Annotated in this window: 17 protein-coding genes; 9 read left to right on the top strand and 8 right to left on the bottom strand. The window is 65.3% G+C overall.

What is annotated here, in order from left to right:
• Positions 1 to 69 precede the first annotated feature (69 nt).
• From AC5ZFO_RS14065 to AC5ZFO_RS14040, 6 genes are all read left to right on the top strand, one after another.
• The gene (locus tag AC5ZFO_RS14065) at positions 70 to 504 is read left to right on the top strand and encodes a hypothetical protein (RefSeq protein ID WP_282523997.1); all 435 of its coding nucleotides are present in this window, start codon (positions 70 to 72) and stop codon (positions 502 to 504) included.
• A complete protein-coding gene (locus AC5ZFO_RS14060; RefSeq protein ID WP_282523922.1) occupies positions 497 to 1729 on the top strand; it encodes an HlyD family secretion protein in 1233 nt (410 codons plus the stop codon). The genes AC5ZFO_RS14065 and AC5ZFO_RS14060 overlap by 8 nt, the downstream gene beginning before the upstream one ends.
• 94 nt (positions 1730 to 1823) lie before the next feature.
• Positions 1824 to 3719: a sensor histidine kinase gene (locus tag AC5ZFO_RS14055; RefSeq protein WP_282523921.1), complete on the top strand. Its 1896-nt coding sequence runs from the start codon at positions 1824 to 1826 to the stop codon at positions 3717 to 3719.
• Positions 3720 to 3860: 141 nt separating this feature from the next.
• Positions 3861 to 5585, top strand: a complete 1725-nt coding sequence (locus AC5ZFO_RS14050; RefSeq protein WP_282523996.1) for a DUF3300 domain-containing protein — start codon at positions 3861 to 3863, stop codon at positions 5583 to 5585.
• Positions 5582 to 6499, top strand: a complete 918-nt coding sequence (locus AC5ZFO_RS14045; RefSeq protein WP_282523920.1) for a DUF2950 domain-containing protein — start codon at positions 5582 to 5584, stop codon at positions 6497 to 6499. The genes AC5ZFO_RS14050 and AC5ZFO_RS14045 overlap by 4 nt, the downstream gene beginning before the upstream one ends.
• A complete protein-coding gene (locus AC5ZFO_RS14040) occupies positions 6483 to 6947 on the top strand; it encodes a lipid-binding SYLF domain-containing protein (RefSeq protein ID WP_282523919.1) in 465 nt (154 codons plus the stop codon). The genes AC5ZFO_RS14045 and AC5ZFO_RS14040 overlap by 17 nt, the downstream gene beginning before the upstream one ends.
• A 16-nt stretch (positions 6948 to 6963) precedes the next feature.
• On the opposite strand, the gene AC5ZFO_RS14035 is transcribed toward AC5ZFO_RS14040, so the two are convergent.
• Entirely contained in the window at positions 6964 to 7269 is a 306-nt protein-coding gene (locus tag AC5ZFO_RS14035) for a RidA family protein (protein ID WP_249814683.1), read from the bottom strand.
• Here AC5ZFO_RS14035 and AC5ZFO_RS14030 point away from each other — a divergent pair.
• Both AC5ZFO_RS14030 and AC5ZFO_RS14025 read left to right on the top strand, forming a co-directional pair.
• Positions 7258 to 7437 (top strand): hypothetical protein, encoded by a 180-nt coding sequence (locus tag AC5ZFO_RS14030; protein ID WP_282523918.1) that lies wholly within the window; start codon positions 7258 to 7260, stop codon positions 7435 to 7437. The two genes, AC5ZFO_RS14035 and AC5ZFO_RS14030, sit on opposite strands and share 12 nt — an antisense overlap.
• A gap of 182 nt (positions 7438 to 7619) precedes the next feature.
• The gene (locus AC5ZFO_RS14025) at positions 7620 to 9941 is read left to right on the top strand and encodes a molybdopterin guanine dinucleotide-containing S/N-oxide reductase (RefSeq protein ID WP_282523917.1); all 2322 of its coding nucleotides are present in this window, start codon (positions 7620 to 7622) and stop codon (positions 9939 to 9941) included.
• Positions 9942 to 10167: 226 nt separating this feature from the next.
• On the opposite strand, the gene AC5ZFO_RS14020 is transcribed toward AC5ZFO_RS14025, so the two are convergent.
• Positions 10168 to 11145, bottom strand: a complete 978-nt coding sequence (locus AC5ZFO_RS14020; protein ID WP_282523916.1) for a helix-turn-helix domain-containing protein — start codon at positions 11143 to 11145, stop codon at positions 10168 to 10170.
• A gap of 348 nt (positions 11146 to 11493) precedes the next feature.
• Here AC5ZFO_RS14020 and AC5ZFO_RS14015 point away from each other — a divergent pair, with 348 nt between their 5' ends.
• Positions 11494 to 14370, top strand: coding sequence for an ATP-binding protein (locus tag AC5ZFO_RS14015; RefSeq protein ID WP_282523915.1), 2877 nt, complete (start codon positions 11494 to 11496; stop codon positions 14368 to 14370).
• Positions 14371 to 14376: 6 nt separating this feature from the next.
• On the opposite strand, the gene AC5ZFO_RS14010 is transcribed toward AC5ZFO_RS14015, so the two are convergent.
• From AC5ZFO_RS14010 to AC5ZFO_RS13985, 6 genes are all read right to left on the bottom strand, one after another.
• A complete protein-coding gene (locus tag AC5ZFO_RS14010) occupies positions 14377 to 15096 on the bottom strand; it encodes a hypothetical protein (RefSeq protein WP_282523914.1) in 720 nt (239 codons plus the stop codon).
• A gap of 105 nt (positions 15097 to 15201) precedes the next feature.
• Positions 15202 to 16245, bottom strand: a complete 1044-nt coding sequence (locus AC5ZFO_RS14005; RefSeq protein ID WP_282523913.1) for an alpha/beta fold hydrolase — start codon at positions 16243 to 16245, stop codon at positions 15202 to 15204.
• A gap of 38 nt (positions 16246 to 16283) precedes the next feature.
• A complete protein-coding gene (locus tag AC5ZFO_RS14000) occupies positions 16284 to 17237 on the bottom strand; it encodes an alpha/beta fold hydrolase (RefSeq protein ID WP_282523912.1) in 954 nt (317 codons plus the stop codon).
• A gap of 78 nt (positions 17238 to 17315) precedes the next feature.
• On the bottom strand, positions 17316 to 18017 hold the full coding sequence (locus tag AC5ZFO_RS13995; protein ID WP_282523911.1) for a type 1 glutamine amidotransferase domain-containing protein: 702 nt from the start codon (positions 18015 to 18017) through the stop codon (positions 17316 to 17318).
• Positions 18018 to 18210: 193 nt separating this feature from the next.
• Positions 18211 to 18918, bottom strand: coding sequence for a hypothetical protein (locus AC5ZFO_RS13990; RefSeq protein WP_282523910.1), 708 nt, complete (start codon positions 18916 to 18918; stop codon positions 18211 to 18213).
• 118 nt (positions 18919 to 19036) lie between these two features.
• On the bottom strand, positions 19037 to 21880 hold the full coding sequence (locus AC5ZFO_RS13985; RefSeq protein WP_282523909.1) for an ATP-binding protein: 2844 nt from the start codon (positions 21878 to 21880) through the stop codon (positions 19037 to 19039).
• Between the last annotated feature and the right edge of the window lie 14 nt (positions 21881 to 21894).

Genomic DNA, 21894 nt, shown 5'->3' with positions numbered 1-21894 from the left:
CTGCATTCGACGCATTCAAGTGGATACGCGCCTGTCGAGGAGAGAACGTTGAGCGATCAGCTTCATCCGATGGCCCCGCATCATCTGCCGTTCTATCTCGCTCCGGGAAGCGGGGTGGATCCGCTGATGGTCGTGATGGGAATTTTCCTGATCGGCACCGTGCTCTGGGTCGGTACTCTCTATTGGAAACTGCACAGCCTGCCCGAGCGAATGGCGCACAAGTCGCAGAAACTGCAATTTGAATTCGTAGCCGTGCTCGGCCTGATCTCGCTCTTCACGCACATGCACATCTTCTGGATCGCAGGCCTGCTGCTGGCCATGATCGACATTCCCGACTTCGGCGGTCCGCTGCGCAGCATCGCCGATTCCGTGGAGAAGATCGCGGATGCGACGCCCGAAGACAGCGACGCGGCCAAGCAGGCCAGCTCGCGACCGACAGGCGGCGACACGCCGCCCCCAGAAAAGCCGGGGCCCGCGAAGGAGAAGGAGCACAGCCATGTTTGAGCTGATGTTCTGCTCGCTGCTGACGATCCTGCCCGACTATCTCTACCGCCGCTATGTCCAGGGCAAGCGCTTTGGCAAGGAGATCACCTTCTTCTCCGTCTGGTACGAGCTGCGCTGGGGCATTACCGGCTGCCTGATGCTGACAGTGTCGCTGATCACCATGATCTTCTATTTCCATCCGTCGACATCCAACGCGACGCTTTATTTCCGCACCGTGCCGATCCTGCCCGAAGGCTCGGGCCGCGTGGCCGAGGTCAAGTTCGGCTTCAGCGCGCCGGTGAAGAAGGGCGACGTGCTGTTCACGCTCGACGCGTCGAAGCAGCAGGCCGCATTTGAGACCGCCAGGCGCAAGATCGCCGAAGTCGATGCCGCCATGCAGACGGCACAAGCTGACGTGGTCAAGGCCGATGCGCAGATCGGCGAAGCGAAGGCGAACTACCAGCAGGCCAAGGACGAGCTCGACGTCAAGACCGAGCTGCAGCGCCGAAATCCCGGCATCGTACCGCAGCGCGATATCGAAAAGCTCCAGGTGCTGGTCGACCAGCGCCAGTCCGGCATCGATGCCGCGACGGCCGCGCGGCAGTCGGCGGCCTTGCAGGTCTCGACCTCGCTTCCGGCGCAGAAGGCGAGTGCCGAGGCGGCGCTTGATCAGGCCCAGGTCGAGCTCGACAAGACACAGGTCCGCGCCGGCGTAGACGGGCGCGTCGAGCAGTTCCTTGTCCGCTCTGGCGACGTCGTCAACCAGTTGATGCGGCCGGCGGGAATCCTGATTCCGACGGAGGCCGGCCGAACGTACCTTCAGGCCGGCTTCGGTCAGATCGAGGCCCAGGTGATGAAGACCGGCATGGTGGCGGAGGCGACCTGCATCTCGAAGCCGTGGGTCATCATCCCGATGGTGATCACGACGGTGCAGGACTACATCGCCGCCGGCCAATTCCGCTCCGGTGAGCAGTTACTGGAAGCACAGAACGCCGTTCGGCCCGGCACGATCCTGGTGTTCCTGGAGCCGCTCTACAAAGGCGGCCTCGAGGGCGTGACGCCGGGCTCGAGCTGTATCGTCAACGCCTACACCAGCAATCATGAAGAGATTTCTGCCAAGGACACGCCGACCAGCCGAAAGATCGCGCTGCACGTCGTCGACGGCGTCGGCCTGGTCCATGCCCTGCTGCTGCGCATCCAGGCGTTGCTGCTGCCGATCCAGACGCTGGTGCTGAGCGGCCATTGACGGCAGGCAACGGCCTCTTCCGGGTCTGTCGAAATGGCGCAATTCGGGCTAGAATTGCCGCCACAACGGCCGGATGAAGCCGTGGGGGAGGCGGATGAGCAGGCGCAGCTTCATAGCGTCGGTCAGGTCGCGGACAGTCGTGGCCGCGTGGCTGGGTCTCGGCCTGCTGCTTGCCTCCTGCATCCTGTCCGGCCCCGCCGCTGCCGTCGAGCGCAGCCTGCGCGGCGAGCTCAAGCGCGTGCTGATCCTGCACTCCTTCGGCCGCGAGTTTCGCCCCTGGAGCGAATATGCGCGGAGCATCAAGGCCGAGCTCGAGCGGCAATCGCCCTGGCCGCTCGACGTCCAGGAGCACACTCTGCTCAGCGCGCGCTTCAACAATCCAGGCCCCGAAGCGCCCTTCGTCGATTATCTCGGTTCGCTCTACCAGGGCAAGCCGCCCGACATCGTGCTGAGCATCGGCGCACCCGCGGCGCGGTTCGTGCAGAGATACCGCGCGAAGCTCTTTCCGGAAACGCCGGCGGTGCTGACCGTGGTCGAACAACGGCTGGTGAACCGCCTGGATCTCACCGACAATGACGTGGTCGTGTCCGTCCGCAATGATTTCGTGGCGGCCTTCGAGAACATTCTCAAGCTCTTGCCCGGTACCAAGACGGTTGCCGTTGTGGTCGGTGCCTCGCCCCTCGAGAAATTCTGGATTGACGAGGTGAAGCGGGAGTTGAAACCGCTGGAAGGACGGCTCGATCTCGTCTGGTACTCCGACCTTCCGTTTGAGGAGATCCTGAAGCGCGCATCGGCGCTTCCACCGCACACGGTGCTGTTCTGGGGGTTGATGTCGGTCGATGCCGCCGGCGTTGTCCACGAAGGCGATATCGCCCTGCACAGGCTGCATGCTGTCGCGAACGCGCCGATCTTCTCGTATCAGGAGCCTTTCTTCGGCAACGCCAGCGTCGGCGGGCCCATGCACTCCGTCGCCGAAACCAGTTCGAAGACCGTCAGTGCCGCGATCCGCATCCTCGGCGGCGAGAAGCCGGCCCGCATCAAATACGAGCCGATCGGATTCGGGTCGCCGAAATATGATTGGCGGGAATTGCAGCGCTGGGGGATCAGCGAGAGCAGTCTGCCGCTGGGCAGCGAAATCCTGTTTCGTGAGCCGACCGTCTGGGATCGCTATAGCTGGCAGATGCTGCTGATCGCGGCCGTGATTTTGATACAGGCCGGCTTCATCAGCGGGCTCCTGCACGAGCGCCATCGCCGTCAATTGGCCGAGATCGAGTCGCGACAGCGCCTGGCGGAGCTCGCCCACGCCAATCGCTACGCGGCCGTCGGTGAGTTGACGACGTCGATTGCCCACGAGCTGAACCAGCCGCTCGGCTCCATTCTGACCAATGCCGAGACGGCGGAGCTCATGCTCAAAGCCACTTCACCTGACATCAACGAGATCCGCCAGATTCTGGCCGACATCAGGCGGGACGATCAGCGGGCGTCCGAGGTCATCCGCAGGCTTCGCAGCGTCCTGAAGAAGAGGCCGTTTGAAATCAGGGACACCGAACTGAACGACACGGTACGGGAAGCCATTGGCCTGGTGACAAGCGTCGCCGACGGGCGCCGGATCACGCTGGCATATGCGCCAGCCGCCGTGGAGCTGAACGTCAAGGGCGATCCCGTGCAGCTGCAGCAGGTCGTTCTCAACCTGATCATCAATGCGTTGGACGCGGTCTCCGACGCGGACATGAAGAAGCGCGAGGTCAGCGTATCGACCGGGCGCGCCGGAAGCCACGCCGAGATCAGGATCGCAGATACCGGTTCGGGCATTGCGGCCGGCGACCTCGCGAACATCTTCAATCCATTCTTCACGACCAAGCCTCAGGGCATGGGTATGGGGCTTGCAATCGTCAAGACCATCGTCGAGGCCCATCGCGGCACCATAGCCGCCGAGAACCAGCCGTCGGGCGGCGCGCTGTTCACGATCAGGCTTCCGATCATCCACTAGGGCGAACGTTTTGCGATCCGGCAGCGCGGCATTGCTCTCGCGCCGCAACACGGCGGCGAAGCAGCCCTTCGTTGATCTTGATCAATAAACGCCCATACCGCGGCCCGATCTTGGTGGCCGGAAAGTTCGATGGAGGATGGCATGTTTCGCTGCGGCAAGATCCTGATGGCGCTTGCGTTGATGCTGACGATGCCGATCACCGCAACCGCGCAGACAGCTGACCAGCCGGCGGCGCCAAGCACGCAGGCACAGCCCGCAAGTCCGCCTCCGCCGAGCGCCGAACTCTTGAAACCCGAACAGCTCGAGGCACTGGTGGCGCCGATCGCGCTTTATCCCGACGAGCTGCTGGCCAATGTGCTGGCGGCATCGACCTATCCGCTGGAAGTGGTGCAGGCCGATCGCTGGCTGAAGGAGCGCAAGTCGCTGAAGGGCGATGCGCTCAAGGCCGAGGTCGACAAGCAGGCCTGGGACGACAGCGTCAAGGCGCTGGCGAGCACCGCCGATGTGTTGTCGATGATGAGCGACAAGCTCGAATGGACCCAGAAACTCGGCGACGCTTTTCTGGCCCAGCAACCCGATGTGATGGACGCGATCCAGCGATTGCGCAACAAGGCCTACGACAACAAGAAGCTGGTCACGACCAAGCAGCAGAAGGTCAGCGTTCAGAGCCAGGAAGGCAAGCAGGTGGTGGTCATCCAGCAGGCCGATCCCGCCGAGATGTACGTGCCCTATTACGATCCGGCGACGGTCTACGGCGCTTGGCCCTACGCGGAGTACCCGCCCTATTATTGGGGCTATCCGTCCTATATCGGCGCCGGCGTGGTCGCGGCCGGCATTGCCTTCGGCTCGGCCTGGGCGATCGGGCGCTGGGGCAATTACTGGGGCGGCGGCTGCAACTGGGGCAACCGCAACGTCTACGTCAATCATCGCACCACCAACATCGGCAACGGCTGGCAGCATAATCCGGCGCATCGCGGCGGAGTGCGCTATAACAACATCAACGTCCAGCAGCGCTTCGGCAACAACAACATCAGGGCCGGCGCGTCGGATCGGATGGATTTCCGCGGCCGGGACGGCAACCAGGTGCTGCGCCCGAGCCAAGGTGCGGGAGACCGGGCGGGAGATCGCGCCGGCGACCGTGCCGGTGATCGTGGTGGTCCGGGTGACCGTGCAGGAGATCGTGCTGGTGATCGCGGTGATCGTGCCGGCAATCGCGGCGACCGGCCCGGCGGCGGCGATCGCGCCGGCGCGGGAGATCGTGCCAAGGGTGGTGGAGATCGCGCCAAGAATGCAGGCAAGAATGCAGGTAAGGGCGGCGGCGATCGTGCAAAGGCTGCGAACCGTGCCGGCGGCGGCGCTGCCGCCAATCGTGGCGGTGGCGGCAATCGCGGCGGTGCGATGAACGTCTCGTCGGGCCGGGCGGCGGCTGCAGCATCGGCGCGCGGACGCTCCAGCATGGCGAGCATGCCGCGCGGCGGTGGCGGCGGAGGCTTTGCCGGGCGCGGCGGCGGTGGCGGAATGGCCATGCATGGTGGTGGTGGTGGCGGCTTCCGTGGTGGAGGCGGCGGAGGAGGCCGCGGCGGTGGCGGCGGTGGCCGGCGCTCCGACATCGCGCTGAAGCACGACATCACGCTGCTCGGCCATCTCTCCAACGGCCTCGGCTATTATCGCTTCAGCTACATCGGCAGCGACAAGGCCTATGTCGGCGTGATGGCGCAGGAAGTCGAGCGGGTGATGCCTGACGCTGTGGCGCGCGGCAGCGATGGCTATCTGCGCGTCTATTATGACAAGCTTGGCCTGACGTTCCGCACCTACCGCGATTGGCTCGCCGACGGCGCGAAGATCCCTGCGGAGGTGACGCCATGATCGGCCTGAAATCGCTCCATCGCGCGATCCTGCCGGGCGTGGTGGCGCTCGCCATGCTTGGCTCGGCGGCACAGGCGCAGCAATCCTACAAGACACCGGAGGATGCGGCCGCCGCGCTCGCGGCCGCGGTCAAAAGCGGACCGAGCGACATTCTGAAGGTGCTCGGCAGGGCCGCCGAGGATATCGTCTCGTCCGGTGACGAGGTCGCCGACAACGACATCCGTCAGCGCTTCACGTCGATGTACGACGCCAAGCACGGCATCAAGGCGGAGGGCAACAAGACCGCGACCTTGATGCTGGGGCCGGACGATTTCCCGTTCCCGATTCCACTGGTCAACACCAAGACGGGCTGGGCGTTCGACACCGACGAAGGACGGATCGAAGTGCTTCGTCGCCGCATCGGCCGCAACGAGCTCGATGCGATCCAGACCGCGCTCGCCTATGTCGATGCCCAGAATGAATATGCCGACAAGGATCGCGGCGAGGGTGCCGGCGTCTACGCGCAACGTATCGTCTCGTCGCCCGGCAAGAAGGACGGCCTGTTCTGGCGCGACGACAGCGATCCGAGCCCGCTCGGCGCGCTGGCGGCCGATGCTTCGAAAGAAGGCTATCGCGCAGGCGACGTCGGACCCGCGCCCTACCACGGCTACTACTTCCGCATCCTCAAGGGGCAGGGCCCGGATGCGCCGGGCGGCGCGCTCAACTATGTCGTCAAGGGCAAGATGATCGGCGGCTTCGCACTGATTGCCTGGCCGGCGGAATACGGCAATTCCGGCGTGATGACTTTTCTCGTCAATCATGCCGGCACCGTCTACCAGAAGGATCTCGGCAACCGCACGGCCTCAATCGCCGAACGCACCACGTTGTTCGATCCCGACCAAACCTGGAAGAAGGTCGATGCCGCGAAGCCTTAAATCGGAACGCATGCGGCGCGCGATCGCAATCGGCTTTGCGACGTTCGCGCTCTTCCTGCTCGCGATGCCGGCCACGCCGTCGTTTGCGCAAGCGAGCGGCCATGTCCAGGTGACGTTCGTCAAGGCTGGTCTGCTGGTCGGAGGCGGTACCGGCAGTGGCGTGCTGAACTACCGTGGCCGGAATTATCCCTTCAAGATCTCAGGCTTGAGCGTCGGCATTACGGCCGGTGCGACCATCGGCAGATTTGATGGCCGCGCATCGGGCATCCGCGATGTCGGCGACTTCGTCGGCACCTACAGCTCCGTCGGCGGCGGCTTCGCCCTCGTCGGCGGCGTGAACGGCGTCCACCTGCGCAACGAAAAGGGCGTGACGATCGTGCTGCAAGGCCCGAAGGCCGGACTCGAGCTCGCCTCCAACATCAGCACGATCACGATCGCCTGGAAGTGAGCGCCTCGAGCCTGGGTTACCGGGCCGCGATGGCCGTCATCTCGAGTTTGACGCCCGGACCGAGATCAGCCACGCCGATCGCAGCGCGCGCCGGCAGGTGGGCTTCCGCAAAGTGCGCCTTCCAGGCAGCGTTGAACTCCGCCTTCTCCTTGAGGTTGGTCATGAAGATGGTCACCTGCAAGACGTTGGCGAGATCGGAGCCGAGCGTCTTCAGCAGCCGCGCCAGCTGCCCGAGGACGTCGTTGGCCTGGCCCGACATATCGAGGCTGGTGTCCTCGGGGACGATCCCGCCGATGTAGAGCACGCCATTATGCTCGACCACTTCGTGGAGGAGTCCTTCGTAGGGCAAGACGCGCTGGATCATGATGAGACCGATGCTGCTGCGGGGATGGGCGGCATATCGCACATTTCCATGTCGATGTCGTTTGAAGAGATTTCGCGGCCGGAGCGCCCCGAGGATCATCCACAAGATATTGAAAATAAAGAATAAATTGGCTCAAGAATCGCCGCTGGTCGCGCGGTCGGACGGTCACCAAGCTGTACTTGCGCGCGGGAGCCCGGCGTTTCCGGCGGCCCTGATCCCGACGACATCAGGATGCGGATCGGTATACTGCCACCGGAATTGACGCGGTCGCGGCTGGACCCGTGCCGTACCGGAACAAGGATCAGACGATGGACGATACGATTGGCTTTCCCGACCCCGGCCTCGACCTGTCTGACGGCTTCAAGCCGCACACCTCGCATTGGGGCGTGTTTTCCGCGCGTCAAAGCGAAGCCGGGCTCGAGGTCAGGGCCTATGCGGGCGACCCCGATCCGAACGGCATCATCGGCAATTTCCCCGGCGCGCTGCGTCATCAGGCGCGCATCGCCCAGCCGGCGATCCGCCGCGGCTGGCTCGAGCGCGGACCTGGCCCGGACGATCGCCGCGGCCGCGACGAGTTCGTCTCCGTCAGTTGGGAGAAGGCGCTCGATCTGCTCGGCGACGAGCTCGGCCGCATCCGCGACACGCGCGGCCCCGGCGCCGTGTTCGGCGGCTCCTACGGCTGGTCGAGCGCGGGCCGCTTCCATCATGCCCAGAGCCAGGTGCATCGCTTCCTCAACATCGCGATGGGCGGCTATGTGCGTTCGGTGAACACTTACTCTTCGGGCGCTTCCTCGGTGCTGCTGCCGCAAATTCTCGCCGGCTACGAGGACATCACCAAGCGCAACGTCACCTGGGAGCAGATTGCCGGGAACACCGACATCGTGCTGGCGTTCGGCGGCATGGCGCTGAAGAACTCCATGGTGGCCGGCGGCTCGATCAGCAAGCATGTCGAGCGCGGCGCCATGGAAGCCGCGCGCCGGCGCGGCTGCGCGTTCATCCTGGTCAGCCCGCTGCGCGACGATCTTCCCGTCGAGGCCGGTGCCGAATGGATGACGTGCCTGCCCGGCACCGACACCGCCCTGATGCTCGGCATCGTCCACACGCTTGTGAGCGAAGGTCTGCACGACCAGGCCTTCCTCGATCGCTACACCGAAGGTTGGCCCGTGTTCCTGCGCTATCTCAACGGCGAGAGCGACGGGCAGGCCAAGCATGCCGAATGGGCCGCCGCGATTTGCGGTGTCGATGCGGAGGCGATCCGCGAGCTCGCGCGCCGCGCCGCCGGAAAGCGTGCGCTGATCACCGTTTCGCATTCGCTCCAGCGCGCCGAGCATGGCGAGCAGCCGGTGTGGATGGGCATGGTGCTCGCAGCAGCGCTCGGCCAGATCGGCCTGCCTGGCGGCGGCTATGCTTATTCGCTCGGCGCGATCGGCTATTACGGCCGCCGCGTCAACGACGCGCCGGGACCGACGCTGGGACAGGGTCGCAACGGCGTGCGCGATTTCATTCCGGTCGCGCGCATCGCCGACATGCTGCTCAATCCCGGCACGACCTATCGCTACAATGGCGAGACGCGTACCTATCCGGACATCCGCCTCGTCTACTGGGCCGGCGGCAATCCCTTCCATCACCACCAGGACATCAACCGCTTGCGCAAGGCTTTCGCGCAGCTCGATACGTTCGTCGTGCACGAGCTCGCCTGGACCGCGACGGCGCGGCACGCGGACATCGTGCTGCCCTCGACCATGACGCTGGAGCGCGAGGACATCGGCTATTCGACCAACGATCCCCTGATGGTCGCGATGCACCAGATCGCCGAGCCCTTTGGCCTTGCGCGTGACGATTACGACATCTTTGCCGATCTCGCCGAGCGCCTAGGTGCACGCGAACCTTTCACCGAAGGGCGCACGGTGCGGCAGTGGCTCGAACATCTGTACGAGCCGACTCGTGCCTCGCTTCAAGCGCGTGGCCTTGAGGCGCCTGATTTCGACGAATTCTGGCGGCGCGGCAGCCTGGTCGTGCCGCAACAGCCCGACGACGGCGGCCGGCTGCGCAGTTTTCGCGAGGATCCGGTCAATCATCCGCTGCCGACGCCGAGCGGCCGCATCGAGATCTATTCAGCCAAGATCGCCGCGCACGGCGATGCCGATTGCCCCGGCCATCCGGTCTGGCTGAAGAAGACCGACATGCCGAAACCCGGCGCGCCGTGCTTCCTCGTCGCCAACCAGCCAGTGACGCGCCTGCATAGCCAGCTCGATTTCGGTGGCCACTCGCTTGCCGCAAAACATCGCGGCCGCGAGGTCGCGCGCATGAATCCGCGCGATGCGGATGCGCGCGGCATCAGGGATGGTGACATCATCCGCCTGTTCAACGAGCGCGGCGCCTGCCTCGCCGCAGTCCACGTCACCGACGGCATCGCGGCCGGCGTCGTGCAGCTTCCGACCGGCGCCTGGTACGATCCGATGGACCCCGAGGACGAGGCGCCGCTCTGCGTTCACGGCAATCCGAATGTTCTCACCCGCGACATCGGCACCTCGTCCTTCGCGCAAGGCTGCACCGGCCAGCTCACGACGGTCGAGGTGGAGAAGTTCACCGGCAACCTGCCGCCGATCCGCGCGTTCGATCCGGTGTAGGCGCGTCGCCGGGATTGTTGCGCTGTAGTGTGAAGGCGCCGGATTACGCTGCGCTCCGTCCGGGCTGCGCGAAATGCGCCGCGAACCGCAGCGCGTCCGGGACACGAGAGGCAGAAAGAAAAAGGGGCCGCCCTCTGTGGGCGCAGGGACGGCCCGAGAGGCTCGCAGGCCCCGGGAGGAAAAAGGGCTCGAGCCGGCGCGAGTGGTAGGCACTCACGCCAAAGAACTACGCCGCTGCGCCGACCATCCAATCCATGTCCGCGGCAGGGCGCCGCCGCGGAAGCGCCTCCGTAGCAGGCAGCAGGGTCCTGCTGGCCAGACGCCAGCGTGCCGGTGACTCGCCGCTGATGCGCTTGAACACGGTCGAAAAATGCGCCTGGGTGCTGAAGCCGACGGCAAGTGCGATCTCCGCCAGGGGCCGCTCGGTCGTCGTGAGCAAGGTCTTCGCATGCTCGACCCGATGATTGAGCAGATATTCACGTGGACGGTAGCCGGTCGCGGCGCGGAACTGTGCCGCGAAATGCATCCTCGAGAGGCCAGCGACATTGGCGAGCTCGGACAGGCTGATACAGCGATCAAAGTGATCGGCGATAAATTGCTCGACGCGCCGCAGCCGCCATTTCGGCAAGGCATTGACTTTTGCGCGTGGCAGCTCGAGCCGGGTCAGATGCATCGCAAGGGTCTCGCCGATGCAGCGTGCGAACTGCTGGTCCGCAGTATCGCCATGCTCGGTCAGTGCCTTGGCGAGCTCGGCGGCGAGCGGGTCGCGCAGCAGGACGAGGTCATTGAGGCCCTCCGTCGCGGGCCGCGCCGCCGAGAAATGAGCGGTGGAGACGTGGAAGTGCAGGAAAGCGCAGGGCGACTGGAATTGCACGCCGAGAAGCTTCGATGGCGCACTGACGTACAGCGTGCCCGCAGGCATGGTGCCGTCGAAGATGATCTGACGGTCACGCGTCAGCTTGACCCGGGCGGTCTTCAGCGCGATGGCGACGAAATAGCGGTCCGGCGGCGTCGTCGCTTCGTGCGACGAGATCGCCCGCGAGTCCCCCCATCGCGAAATCGTGATGTCCGCGTCCAGACCGCGGTCGATCTTGCGCCATCCGCTTTCCTGCGCGATTGCTCGCATCCCGTGCGCGACCTCGCGATCACACCGGCTGGCGGGAAATTCGATCCAGGCATGCGCTGCCTGCAAGTCATTGAACATAGCGCGTCCTCTCCTGGTCTCGCCGCCGCTTGCAACGATCGGCCAACTCTGGGTGCTCTCCACGGTCAGAGGATAGGCGTGAGCCAGGCAAGAAGCCCGTTAGTGATGATTAGGAGGTGTTAGATTTTGTGCGTGCGCATAAAGTGTGACAGCCCGCCGCAGGACGTTCGATTCTGTCCAGCTTTTCAATTATTTGCGCAGATCGGTGCGGTGTGAGGACATTGCAGAACATCGCGCGGCGATCGATATGCCGGTGTGAGGCCGGCGCGGGGCCTTGCTGGACCCTGCATCGACGGCGGGTATAGTCGCCGCGCATTTGAATGAAATGGCCGTCAAGATGAGTCAGAAGTGACCGAACCCCCGGCAGGACATAGCTCGCCCGGCAATGGCGCCGGGGCGAGCCTTGATTTCGACGCAGTCTCGTTCGGACCGTTTTCGCTGCGGTCGCGGTTGCTCGAGAGGGACGGAGCGCCGGTCAAGCTCGGCAGCCGCGCGATGGACATTCTGCGCCTGCTCCTCAGCCGTGCCGGCGAAGTGGTGCCGAAGAACGAGATTTTGAGCTACGCGTGGTCCGGCCTCGCGGTCGAGGAGATCAGCCTGCGCGTCCATGTCGCGGAGCTGCGCAAGGTGCTTGGCGACGGCAAGGATGGGGCTCGCTACATCACCAACGTCCCGAGCCGCGGCTATTGCTTCGTCGCGCCTGTGCAACGTAACGAACGCAACGTGGCGCCCGTGCCCGTGTTGCGTGCGCCCGAACGAGCGGTGGCGCCGGCGGCCTTGCCGCATCGGCTGGACCGGATGATCGGTCGGGACGACGTGCTGCCCGAGTTGTCGGCGCGTCTGCTGAGCGACCGCTTCGTCACGCTGCGAGGACCGGGCGGCATCGGCAAGACCACGGTTGCAACCGCGCTCGCGCATGACATGTGGCAGGCATTCGACGGCCACGTTCATTTCCTCGAATTCGGCCCATTGAAGGACGCCACGCTGGTCGCGAGCACGGTTGCCGCCACTCTGGGCCTCGTCGTGCATCACGATGATCCCTCAGGCAGCATCATCAATTTCCTGCGCGGACGGCGGCTGCTTCTCATCCTCGACAGCTGCGAGCACGTCATCGACGAGGTCGCGCGTCTGGCCGAAAACATCTATCGCGAGGCGCCGGGCATCGCCATTCTAGCCACCAGCCGCGAGTCGCTGCTGGTGGAAGGCGAGCAGATCTTCGAGCTCGTTCCGCTGGCCGGCCCGCCGCAAGGCGCCCGCCTCAGTGCCGGCGAAGTGCTGGATTATCCGGCCGCGCAGCTGTTCATCGATCGTGCCGCGGCCGCAGGCCATCGCGGCGATATCACGGACGAGGATGCGGAGGTCCTGGCCGAGATCTGCGGCAAGCTCGACGGCATCGCGCTCGCGATCGAGCTCGCCGCCGTGCGCGTCGGCGTCTACGGATTGCGGGAGATGGCCGCGCTGCTTGACTCCCGGCTCAAGCTCGAATGGCGCGGACGGCGAACGGCGCCGCCACGGCAGCAGACGCTCGGCGCGACACTCGACTGGAGCTTTGGCCTGATTGGCGACAACGAGCGGACCGTGCTTCAGCGGCTCGCCATCTTCGCTGGCCCCTTCACGCTCAAGGGTGCGATGTCGGTCGCGGCGGAGGAGGGAACGCCGGGTGATCGTGTCGTCGATGCGCTGGAGCAGCTCGTGGCCAAGTCGCTGGTGTCGGCGCAGCCCGATGGCGCATCGCGACGCTATCGCCTGCTGGATGCCACGCGCGCCTATGCCATGCAGAAGCTGGTCGACGCAGGCGAAGCGGCGGCGATCGCGCGCCGTCACACGGCCTATGTTCAGCGCACGCTCGAAGCCGGCTTGGCGGAACAGGGCGACCAGGCTTCGCGCCTGCAGGCGCGCGCGAGCCTGCTCGCAGATGCTCGTGCGGCGTTGGAATGGAGTTTTGCCAACCACGACGGTGCCGCCCTGCGCGTGCCGCTCGCCGGCAGCGCCGCAAGGCTGTTCGTCGAGCTCAATCTGCTGAACGAGGCGCGCATCTGGTCGGGCCGCGCGCTCACGATGCTCGACGATGCCAACCAGGGCGGTAAATGTGAGCTCGAGCTCCAGTCGACGCTCGGCCACGCCTTTATGTTCACGGAGCGCAACAGCGAGCAGGCCGAGGCCGCACTGCGGCGCGGGCTGGAGATCGCGGAATCGCTCGACGATCACGCCAATGCGTTCAGGCTGCTGTCGCGGCTGAACATGTTCTATCGCCGCACCGGCGACTACAGGCACCTCGTGCCGACCGCACGCCAGGCCGAGCGCATCGCCCGCCAGATCGGCGACACCGCGGGGATCGCAGGCAGCAAGGCACTTCTCGGCGTGTCCTATCATCTCGCCGGCGACCAGGCCGAGGCGCAGGCCCATCTCGACGAAGGCGTGCGCGACGACGCCGCGCTGCGCGGAACGGAGCCCGGGCATTTCGCCTATTCGCGCACGCCGCAGATTCCGCTCGCGCGGGTGCTGTGGCTACGCGGCTTCCCCGACCGCGCACTCGATTGCGTCCGCCCGCTCGTCGGCGCCGCCGCGCCGCGCGATGTGGTGATGCATTGCATCGCGCTGTGCTGGTCATCCTCGGTGTTCGGCTGGGTCGGCGACTGGGCCGCCGTCGAGACGATGACGGGACGCCTCGCGACCCATGCGAATTTGCACGGGCTCGCGCCGTACGAAGCCGTCGCGAGCGGCTTTCGCGCGCAGACCATGATCGCCCGCGGCGAGGTGGCCGACGGTGTCGATTTGCTGCGGAGCGCGCTGCCGCGCCTGCATGCTGATCGCTACGAGCTCTACGCATCCGCGTTCGCCGCAGACCTGTCGCAAGGACTGGCGGCGCTGGGACGGTTGACGGAAGGGTTGCAAGTCCTGCACGCGACGATCGCTCGCGTCGAGCAGGGCGGCGGAGGTTTTGACATGCCCGAGCTCCTGCGCCGGCGCGGCGACCTCGAGGCGCGGACCGGTGATCTCGGGGCCGCCGAAGCGAGCTTTGCCGCATCGCTCGCGCTGGCCGAGCAGCAGGGCGCGTTGTCCTGGCGATTGCGGACCGAGATGTCGCTTGCGGCGCTTCGGCTTCAGCAGGGCATCAAGAATCCGCTCGACGATCTCGCCGCAACCTATGCGCGGTTCTCGGAAGGATTCGAGACGGCGGATTTGAAGGCCGCACGGCTCGTGCTGGACGAGGCATCTGCCTGACAAGGCTCAGTCGAACCGGAAATCCGCGAGATCGATCGACACCATCAGCTCGTCACGCAGCGGCATCAGATCGTCGCCGCGCAGATAGATGCGCCGGCGGGTCGGGAGCCTGAAGCCGTCAACGGTGACGGGATCGGATACGTACTGAGCTGCCGGAAAATTGCCGGCGATCTCGACCCGGTAATCATGCCGGCGGATGAGCATGTCGGGGCCAAAATAGAAATCCTGCTCGGCGCTGTGGCTCGCGATCACGGCCGGGAAGGTCGCCCGCAATCCGCGCCAGACCTCCGCGCCCTCGCGCCAGGGTGCGATCTCCCGGACTTCGAACCCGTCCGCCGCCAGCAGGAACGGCGCAGTCATGTAGGTCCAGAGCGCGTAGCCGTTGAAATAGGCGCGATGCAGCGGATCCCAATGCGTGCGCATATCGTGCCGCGCGAACGAGCCGCGCGGATTGTTGCGCTCCGCGACGACGTGGCCGTCCGCAGCCACGATGGCGATCCGCTCCGGGCTGAAGTCGGTGCGCTGGCCGGGCTTGCCGAACGGCTCCACGGAAGCCCGCTCACGATGCAGCTCGATCCGCATCGTCCGCGGCGCCTGGTCCTGATCGACGCCCTTCAATATCCAGAGGTCGCCGCCCGTCACGATCGTGGCGGTGAGTCGCTCGTGGGCATTCCATCGATCGAGCCCGCCATGGGCCTCGATCGCATTCGCCAGCAGCGGAATCATCCGGCCGTTTCCTCTCGCATCGTTGGTGTCGCCCCAATAGAGATACCCCCGTGCGCAGACGATCGCCCGTTAAGCGTTGTTAAGTGCCGTTGGCCGGCCCGGCGCCTAGGCTTCGGCCATGACGTCCAGCACCGCGTCGGCAAAGGCCTTCGGCGCCTCTTGCGGCAGATTGTGGCCGATACCGCCCTTGATGGTCCGGTGCGAATAACGCCCGGAGAATTTCTTCGCATAAGCGGACGGTTCCGGATGCGGCGCGCCGTTGGCATCACCCTCCATGGTGATGGTAGGCACGGCGATCACGGGCGCTTGCGCCAGCCGTGCCTCGTCGTCGGCGTATTTCGGTTCGCCTTCGGCGAGGCCGAGCCGCCAGCGATAATTATGGATCACGATCGCCACATGGTCCGGATTGTCGAACGCCTTCGCGCTGCGGTCGAAGGTGGCGTCGTCGAAATGCCATTGGGGCGACGCGAGCTGCCAGATCAGCTTGGAGAAATCGTGACGGTACTTGTCATAGCCCTCGCGGCCGCGCTCGGTCGCGAAATAGAACTGGTACCACCATTGCAGCTCGGCCTTCGGCGGCAGCGGCATCTTGCCGGCCTGCTGGCTGCCGATCAGATAGCCGCTCACCGACACCGTCGCGTTGACCCGCTCCGGCCAGAGTGCAGCGATGATGTTGGCGGTGCGCGCACCCCAGTCGAAGCCGGCAATCGTCGCCCTGTCGATTCCGAGCGCGTCCATCAGGGCGACGATGTCGGCCGCGATCGCCGCCGGCTGCCCGTTCCGCATCGTCGAGTCGGAGAGGAAACGCGTGCTGCCGTAGCCGCGCAGGTAAGGCACGATCACGCGACGGCCGGCCGCGGCGAGCAGCGGTGCGACATTGACGAAGGCGTAGATGTCATAGGGCCAACCATGCAGGAGGATCACGGGCGGGCCATCCGCGGGACCCGCCTCGGCATAGCCGACGTTGAGGAGGCCGGCGTCGATCTGTTTCAGGGACGCGAACGAGGTGTTGGCGACGGGCTTGACGACGGTGGCGGACTTCGCCGGTTTCGCCGTAGCCGTCGTGCTCAGCGCAAGCTGGGTCGCGGCGAGTGCCATCGCAGCCCTGCCGACGAAACGACGTCGTTCGTGGCTGATGTTGTCGGTCATACGTGCCTCCTGTGGTCGGTGCAGTGTGCAAGTCGCCGTCAGCCCTTGTGCCCGTCCAGACGCGCAAGGAAGTCGCGGACCAGCGTAGCGATCTCGTCGGTCGCCTCGTCGAGCGCGAAATGGCCGGCTTCGAGGATGTGGACCGCCGCATCCGGCACATCGTCGCGATAGGCCGAAGCGCCGGCGACGGTGAATGACGGATCGTATTTGCCCCAGACCACCAGCGTCCGCGGCCGCGCCTTGCGCAGCCACTCCTGCCATTTCGGATAGGAGGCGACGTTGGTCCGGTAATCCAGGAACAGCGCGGTCTGGATCTCGGCCTGCCCCGGACGCGTCAGGAATGCGTATTCGTCGGTCCAGGTGTCAGGGTCGTAGCGCTCGGGGTGCGGGCTGGAGCCGAGGTGCCGCTGGCGCGTCGCGGCCAAGGATGTGAAGTTGGCCTTGAGCGCCTCGAGCTCATGCGCCGGATCAGCCCAGTACTTGCGACGCGCTTCCCAGAGCGGGCTCAGTCCCTGTTCATGCGAGACGGCATTCTGGATCATGATGGCGCGAACGCGCTCTGGATGCGCCAGCGCCATGCGGAAGCCGACCGGGCCGCCATAGTCCTGCATGAACAGCACGTAGTTGGTCAGGCCGAGCTTGTTCGTCAGCTCGCCCATCACGCCGGCGATGTTGTCAAAAGTGTAGGTGAAGTCGGACGGCGGCGGCTCGCTGCTGTTGCCGAAGCCGGGATAATCAGGCGCGATCAGGTGATATTTGTCGGCGAGCAGTGGCAGCAGGGGTTCCCACATCCGCGACGAGGATGGGAAACCATGAAGCAGCAGCACGGTCGGCGCATCGGCGGGCCCGGCCTCGCGGTAGAAGATGTTGAGACCCCCGATATCGATCGTGTGATAACTGATCGAGCGTCGGCTCGACCGCAGATCCTGTGCCGAGGCCTGCACGGTCACGCAGGCCAGCGCGGCCGAGAGGGCGAAGGTAAGCCAATTCATGATCGTGGCCTCTCTGAGGGATACCGTGGCGTCGAGAGGCGTCATCGTAGGCGCCTCTCGAGATGTGGCATCCAGGATTTACGAAGCCCTCGCCAGCGGCTTGCCCTTCAAGGCGGCGAGCAGCGTCTGCGCGGCCGGGCCCGAGGAGTGCGGATTCTGTCCCGTGATGAGTTGGCCCGCGCTGACGACGTGTACGCCCCAGTTCGCCGTTTTCGAGAAGACCGCGCCCAGCTTCAACATCTCGTCCTCGACCAGGAACGGCACGACATTGGTCAGGCCCACGTCCTCTTCCTCGCCGTTGGTGAAGCCGGTGACTTCCTTGCCCTCGACCAAAGGCTTGCCATCGGGCGTCTTGACGTGGCGCAGCGCGCCGGTCGAGTGGCACACCACCGCGATGGTCTTGCCGGCGGCGAGGAAGGATTCGATCAGCTTGACCGAGTTCTTGTCTTCGGCGAGGTCCCACATCGGGCCATGACCGCCGGGATAGAACAGCGTGTCGAAGTCTTCCTGCTTGACGCTGTCGAGGCGCACCGTCTTGTCGAGCTGGGCTTCAGCGGCAGCGTCCGCCTCGAAGCGCAGCGTCAGGTCGGTGCGGAACTCGGGCTCGTTGCTCTTTGGATCGAGGGGCGGCCGGCCGCCCTTGGGCGAAGCGAGTGTGATCTCCGCGCCGGAATCCTTGAACACGTAGTAGGGGGCGGCGAGCTCCTCGAGCCAGAACCCGGTCTTGCGTCCGGTATTGCCGAGCTGGTCGTGGGAGGTGAGAACCATAAGAATCTTCATGACGATCTCCTTGAGTGCGTTCGCTGTAATGACGCATCCCCTCGTGGTGGAGGTGCGACGGTCTCGGTCTCGTTCGAGCACGACACTTGTTCGTTGCTCGTGAGCCCGATCCTGCACCCAAGGCCGCGTGTTAGCTCGTTATGTATTGTTAGGCGTTGAGAGCAACGGTTCCAGCTCTCGCGCGTCGCCACCGCTACTCGAACACCGCGTCGAATATCTCGACGTCCATCAGCACGGGCTTGGCGATCACGCTTCCATCAGGCCGCAGCGTCTGCGCTCGCCGCAATGTGGGCACGACGATGCCGCCGAAGCTGTCATGGGCCCAGGAATAATGTGCGACCTTGGTTCCGAACAGATCGTGATCCGTCCGCCGTTGCAGCGCGTTCTCGTCGAAGTAGAAGATCTGCTCGGGCGCGAGCGTGATCAGGTTCGGCGGAAACTGCGCGCGCAGCCGCCGCCACGTGTCAGCGTTTTCGCGCCACGGCGGAAGCTCCTCCGTGACGACGTCGGGATGGGCGAGCAGAAATGGGTTGGTCAGATAGTTCCAGATCGCAACGCCGCAGAAGAAGACGAGGTGCAGTTCGTCCGCGAGCGCAGGCGAGCCGGTCTCGGGAAATGCAAGGCTCGGGTTATTCCAGGTGCGCAGCACCTCACCCTCGAGGCTCTCGATCGTGATCGCGTCGGGCTGAAAGCAGCCGGAGTGTTCACCCCCGGTGATGCCGGTGAAGCGGACCGACTGGGCGCGGGTCGAGCCCTCCGCCGTCACGTCCTTGAATTCGCTGGCATGTCCGGCGCTGGAGAACAACGAGCCGCCGACGGAAAGGTGGAGCGTGAATCGGTTCAAGCTATTCCAGCGGGCCATCCCGCCGCTGGCATCAATCACATCGTCAAGGAGCGCCATGTCCCGCCATATCCACCGTGAAGTGCCGCCACCATGGCGGGGCGGATGCGGCTTGGCATGTTAGAAGTTGTTAGGAGTTGCGAGCAGGTGCTTGGGCGGTATCCCGTTGAAGATACTGTCAATTCAGCGCGCTCAGGAGATCCCTGGCCGCCACGAGATCACGGGTCTGGAGGCCTTCCTGGTACCGCGCGACGAGCGGGGCGAGCAGGGCGCGTGCTTCGCCCGCTTGTCCGGCCTGGTGCCGGAGCCGGCCGAGGCTGATCGCCCCCCGCAGCTCCCAGCCGAGCGCGCACTGCCGGCGCGACAGATCGAGCGATTTCCGGAAGCAGCGCTCGGCCTCCGCGGCGTTGCCTGACCGGACGAGGATGTCGCCCTTGACCCTGAGCATCTCCGGCATGTCGAAGGATTCGCCATGATCTGGAATCTGCGCAATGGCCTCATTGATCGTGCGCAGGGCCTCGTCCGGCTGGTTTTCCGCCACGAGGCCCTCCGCCAATGCCGTCGCAAATACCGTCGTCATGATCCGGTGCCGCGTCGCGTACAGCGTGGCCTGGCTGCGGCGAAGATGCTCTATCCCGCCCGCGATGTCGCCGCGGCGAAGCATGAGCTCGCCCTTCTGGCCGATGCCGACGGCGTGATAGGGACCGAGGAAGTGCCGCGCCGAATGGTCGATCAGTCGTTCGATCAGGATTTCGGCATTGGCCCAGTCGCCGACCCAGAGGAACACGTAGATCGTCCAGATCAGGGAGATGCCGAGGGTGAGCGGTTGTTCCAGCAGTTCGGCCTCGCGAACGGTATATCTCGCCGCCTCGATCGCGCGATCGGGCCGGCCGGTGAGCCAGAGCCCGCGCGCCAGCGCGACCAGCGCGACGATGCGGTCGTCATAACCGAGATGCCCGATGTTCAGCCGCTGCGAGCCGGGATTGTGCACCATCGCGCTCTCACAGAACTGCACGGCCTTGTCCTGATTGCCGATCAGATGGTGCGCGACGCCCAGCATCCATTCCACGTTCAGCGCGGCGGCTGGATCATTCAGCTTGCGTGCAACGCTCTCGCCCTGCTCGCCGGTGCCGAGCGCGCCATGAAAATCCCCGACCCTGGTCAGGTAGATGTGCAATCCGCGCAGCAGCCAGAGCTGCCAGTGCAGATCCTCGAGATCCCGCGCAAGCTGAAGACTGCGTGTGAACGCCGACCGGACCGCTTCGGTATTGCCCTGCGTGAACATCACGGAGACGCCGAGCGCGGCCTGCAACGTCATCTCCTGGCGGCGGTCGATCGAATTCGTATCGAGAGAGACCAGCGCCTGCTGCGTCCAGCGATAGCACTCCGTCAGCAATGTCAGTTCGAGGAAAAACTGGGCCGCCGAAGCCGCCAGATCCACGCCGATCGTCCGGTCGGCGCCATCCGAAAAGCTCCAGGTCAGCGCGGCCCTGACATTGGGCAAATGGTCGGCATAGGGAAGGAAGCCGCCCGCGGTCTGCATGCCCGTGGATTTGAGCGCGATGTCGCGCAGGAAGTCGCGGAAATATTCGGCGTGAGCGCGCGCGACACGGGGCGCTTCGCCGTTCTCGACGAGCTTCGCGCCGACGAAGGCGCGGGTGGTGTCGAGCAGACGATAGCGCAGCCGCCGCTCCGCAGGCGAGGTTGCGATCAGCGATTTGGAGAGCAGGTTCGAGATCGCCTCGACCGCCTCGGGCTCGCTGATGCCCTGGCTGGACGCAACGGCGAGCGCGGCCTCCATCGTGAATGGCCCGACGAACACCGACAATCCGCGCAGCGTCGCGCTTTCGGCTGCCGGCAACAAATCATAGCTCCAGGCGAGCGCGGCGCTCAGGGTCTGGTGCCGCGGGATCGCGGTGCGGCGCCCCCGCCACAGCAGCGAGAAGCGGCTGTCGAGCAGCGAGGCGGTCCCGGCAATCCCATAGGCGTTCACGCGTCCGGCGGCGAGCTCGATCGCGAGCGCGATGCCGTCCAGTCGCCGGCAGATCTCGGCGACAAGCGGTGCATCCTCCTCACTCAGTTCGAATTCGCCCAGGCTCTCGGCAATGCGTTCCACGAAGAGCTGGCTTGCGGGATAGGCAAGGATGTCGGCGATGCCGAGCCCGTCGCGCTGGGGCGGGCAGTCCAGCGGAAACAACCGGTGGACGCGTTCGCCTTCGGTGCGAAAGGATTCGCGGCTGGTCGCGAGAATATGCAGCTCGGGCGCTTCCTGGACGATGTGCTCGGCCAGGGGCGCGAGCTCGTCGATGATGTGCTCGCAGCTGTCGAAGATCAGCAGCATCCGACGGTTGCGCAGGACCGTCAGCAGGCCCGGCATTGGGTCCTCGGAATTGACGGTCAGGCCGAGCGTGGTGGCGATGGTGCTTGGAACGAGCCTGGCATCCGTCAGCGCGCCGAAATCAACGAAGTCGACCTGTCCGTCGAAGGCCTGGAGTTCGCGATGCGCGACGGCGAGCGCGACGGAAGTCTTACCAATCCCGCCGGGGCCGACAATTGTCACGAAGCGATGCTGCGCAAGCTCGGTGGAAATCCGCTCGACCGCGTCGTCCCGTCCAATCATCCTGGCAAGCGGCGGGGGGAGTATGTGAGGCGACGGGACGGCCGGGCCTGTCCGCGTCTCCGACGATTCGGACCGGACCAGCGGGCCCGTGAAGCAATAGCCACGGCCGGGCACATTGACGACATAGCGGGAGCCTTCGCCGGCATCGCCCAGGGCCTTGCGTAGCGTCGTGATGTGGAAGCGCAGGCTGCCTTCATCGACCGTCACGTCGGCCCAGACGCGCTTGATCAACTCACGCTTGTCGATGACCTCGCCGGCGCGCTCGACGAGAAAAATGAGGATGTCGAGTGCGCGGCCGCCGAGGTGAAGCGGAGCGCCGTCCTTCTCGAGCAGGCGCGACCTCGCGTACAGCCGGAATGGCCCGAAGGAAATCGCCGCATCCTGGTCGTTAGTGTCCACCACGCGCCAATGAATCC

It is taken from the genome of Bradyrhizobium sp. Unk1 (assembly GCF_059512345.1).
Note: the sequence above shows the minus strand (reverse complement) of the source record. Positions and strands in the feature narration are given on the sequence as shown.